Here is a 3,889-nt window from a genome sequence, read left to right as displayed (position 1 = left end):
AGACATGAGGTCTTCTTTAACACAAATCCTGATAATCTCTTAATCCGTTAAATCGTGGTTCAGACATCTTTTAATTGCAGAGTTTGTAATATGACATTGTCAAATTAGGATTACTCCAATATGATGTTGATTGACTCCGCTATGTCTTCCAGGGTTGCTACAGTAGGTACCGGTTTGCTCTTGCATATCAATTTTTAAAGTTTACTGGCCGATTCAAACACTGTATGAAGTTCCTTATCCACTCTTTTTAAGCACTCGCCTATCCCTCCAGGGTCCTCTTTTACCAGCAGGCCTTCCAGCTCTTTAACAACGCCAAACAGCTCCGTTGCCGATATGTTACCCGCCATGCCCTTGAGGCCATGTACCAACTCCCTGGCCGAATTATAATCCAGTCGTTGAATCGCAGCCTCTATGTCATTAACTATATTAACATTATTATCCCTGAAATACACTATGATTTTCTTCAGCAGGTCTTTGTTGCCGCCAATCCTCTCAAGTGCCGCCGCTATATCAATACCGGGCAGGTTATAGACTGGCGTGGTCTCTCCCTGCCGTGGCGGGGCAGATTCAACGTCAGGGACGTCGGATACGGTTGGCCGTACCCACCTCAGGAGTGTGTCACAGAGTTCTTTGATGTCTATTGGCTTGGAGACGTGATCGTTCATCCCCGCTGCGTAACACTTATCCTGCTCTGCCTTCATCACATGGGCAGTCATTGCAATAATGGGCAGCTCCTCTTTGGATATCCCATGCCTGATCCTCATTGTTGCCTCAATGCCGTCCATTTCGGGCATCTGTATGTCCATTAAGACGGCGCTATACTTTTTGGGCGCCATCTCTACGGTCCTCACCGCCTCTAACCCGTTGTTGGCGATGTCAACGACAAAGCCGGCATTGCTCAAGACCTCAAGGGCAACCTGTTGATTTATGTAGTGGTCCTCCACGAGCAGTAAGTGTGCGCCATTTATGGTTGCCAGTTTTTCCCTTGCTGCTGCATTATGTTCATGCCGCCTTGCCGCCCTCTCTGTTTCCTTGTCAGGTGCATTCATGTAATTTGACGCATAAGTCGGTTGCCGGTAACCTGCATTGATCGTAAAGGTAAACTCGCTTCCCTTGCCGTACTCGCTCCTTGCGCAGATGTCGCCATTCATCATCTCTACCAGTTTCTTGCATATACTCAACCCAAGACCGGTCCCGCCATACTTCCGTGTAGTGGATCGGTCGGCCTGCGAAAATGGTTGAAACAAATTGGGCAACATCTCCGACGCTATGCCAATTCCCGTATCCCTGACGGAAAAACCCAGGGTGACCTCCTCTTTATCTATAGCGACAACCTTTACCGTTATGACAATTTCCCCCTTTTCGGTGAACTTGACCGCATTGCTGATGAGGTTTGTGAGCACCTGGCCTATCCTCAACGGGTCGCCAATGAGCAGGGAGGGCACGTCCTTGTCTGCGGAGAACATTATCTCTATCCCCTTTTCCTCTGCCCTTGCTGCCAACATTGTGACTATATTATCCATGACCCTTTCGATATCGAAGTCGATTATCTCCAGTTCCAGTTTCCCAGCCTCTATCTTTGACAGGTCAAGCATGTCGTTGATAATAGCCAACAGCGATTTTGCCGATAACTGAATATTGTTGAGATAATCTTTCTGTTTTGACGAGAGGTTTGTTTGAAGCGCTAAATGACCCAGGCCGATTATTGCGTTCATAGGGGTACGTATTTCGTGGCTCATGTTGGCAAGGAACTCGCTCTTGGCGCGATTGGCGTTCTCCGCCTCATGTATTGCCGTCAGGAGCTTCTCATCAGTCCGCTTGCGTTCAATTATTACTGCCAGCGTATCGGCAAACATCAACAATAGCTGTTCCTCCGTCTTGTCTTTATTATGTCCAGCATCGAGATTTACATTGATAACACCCAGTACCCTGTCTCTTGTTATGATCGGTACACAATAATGGCCATGGTCTGTTATCCCCTCATGTATTATTTCATGTTCGCCATCGATATGGTTTTTGTATATCAATTCCCTCCTTGACACGGCCAGTCCACACAGACACCTTCCCGCCTGAACCTCCTTGCATGACTCTGATATGGCAATATTCAAGTTCCTGCTTGCCTGCATCTTTAACACACGTGTAGTCTCATCATACAGGAATATGCACCCGATTGATCTTGCGGCAAGCCAGGGAAGTGACAACAGGATATCCAATGCAAGATCAAGGAACTCTTTTATGCTAATGGCCATATAGGATTGCTTTAATAGCGTGCTTATTATATTTTGCAGGTCGTAGTTTTTCTTTATTTCGTCTGTTTTAAGTTCAAGCCCTTTGTTTACCTCATCACGTTGAATGATGCTATACCTCAGCTTTTCCGTCATTCGGGTAAAGGCGCCGGTCAATTGGCCGATCTCATCCCTTGACTGTATTGCCGGTATGTCAACGCAGAGGTTATTGTCGTCAAATTCGTTTACCGAGTTGGTCAACAACAATATAGGTTTTGATATCCTTCGTGACAGGTAGAGGCTGAAAAACACGGCAAATAGCGTTACCACAATGGCCGAGAGCAACATCAGCATCCTCAACTTACCTACCTGTGCAAATAGTTCATCTGTTGCGTGTTCGTTGACAAATATCCATTCAAGATGGATTACGTCTTTGTCATTATCCTGATTAATGACATATATTGACAAGGAATCGCCCCATCGTGTGTCAATACTTCTGAGGCGTACAAAACCACTTTGTAATACGTGTTTCTTAACATCTTCCGATATCTTTATGTTTTCCGGTGAATAGATTTTCTTGCCGTCCTTTGTAAACAGTCCAAATCTCCAGTTGGTATATTGTTTGTGTGAGGCATTGTTTTTCATTTCGTGAAGCGTAGCTATTACATTTTTCAGGTTAAAGACGAGCTTTATCACACCACTGAAGTTACCGTTGCCGTCCGTAATGGCTATTCCTATCGGCAAGGCATACGTTTCACTGCTGTCATCGTACTCGGCGGCGCCAATATAGAAACCGTCCTTCTTTGCCCGTTGCCACCACTCTTCATCGGCTTGAAAGTAATCACTGGTCTTGCCTGTCTGAGCCACATTTGCTCCGTACTTGTTTGTTAAAAAGACCTCACTGTATATATAATACCCACGCTCCTTTTTCAGATGTTCAATCTGATATTTTAAACTCTTTGATAATGGGTTATTTATGATATCAGCCATAAACGGTGTTATGACATTCTTTGGAACCTGCATCCACTCCTTGTCTTTTTCATCAATGTAGTCACTGGCGTTGTCAATATTGTCAAAGCGGGTATTGGATTCATCGACAAATTGTCTGAAAAATGTATCCGTTGAATACAGTCTGTAGAAACCAATCTTGTCTGATATGTGATGGTCTATGAACTCGACGTATCTCTCATAAATATCTATATGGGTAGATACGATGGAGTCTTCAAATGCCTTTCCACTGATGCTGATAGCCAAGTAGACCGCACCCCACAGGAACACTGAAAAAGACAAGAAATACAAAAACAGCTTCGTGCTGAGTTTCTTCATGTCAGTTGTCCTGAACGCTCATCAGGTGTTAAGGCAAACCACATGTATCCCTCCGGAAAAAGGCTCTCGTATGTTCCGACTGTTTTATAATTATAACCTATCTGTAAGGATTTCATGGATAAGTGTACCATATAAAACCTATACAGATCAATTAAGAATTTATTGGAGCACTGTTAATTTATTGCTTATTACTATACTTTTGCACTTTTTTATTAACTGGCTTTTTATGCTGTTTTTGAAAATGGATTCCCGTTTTCACGGGAATGACAAGAAATGGTATTTTGCGCCCATCTGTGTCATTCCTGCGTAAGCAGGAATCCAGAAAGTGCGAAACCATA

Annotated in this window: 1 protein-coding gene; it reads right to left on the bottom strand. The window is 44.2% G+C overall.

The annotated features are described in order from the left end of the window. Window positions 1-194: 194 nt before the first annotated feature. Window positions 195-3,551: an ATP-binding protein gene (locus tag HWQ67_RS14015; RefSeq protein WP_218253313.1), complete on the bottom strand. Its 3,357-nt coding sequence runs from the start codon at window positions 3,549-3,551 to the stop codon at window positions 195-197. Window positions 3,552-3,889 lie beyond the last annotated feature (338 nt).

The sequence above is a fragment of the Candidatus Magnetobacterium casense genome (assembly GCF_019173545.1).
GTDB classification, from domain to species: domain Bacteria; phylum Nitrospirota; class Thermodesulfovibrionia; order Thermodesulfovibrionales; family Magnetobacteriaceae; genus Magnetobacterium; species Magnetobacterium cryptolimnobacter.
Note: the sequence above shows the minus strand (reverse complement) of the source record. Positions and strands in the feature narration are given on the sequence as shown.

What these genes read in the sequence shown, in the direction of transcription:
- HWQ67_RS14015 (WP_218253313.1), bottom strand. Translation starts at nt 3,551, where the DNA reads ATGAAGAAACTCAGCACGAAGCTGTTTTTGTATTTCTTGTCTTTTTCA.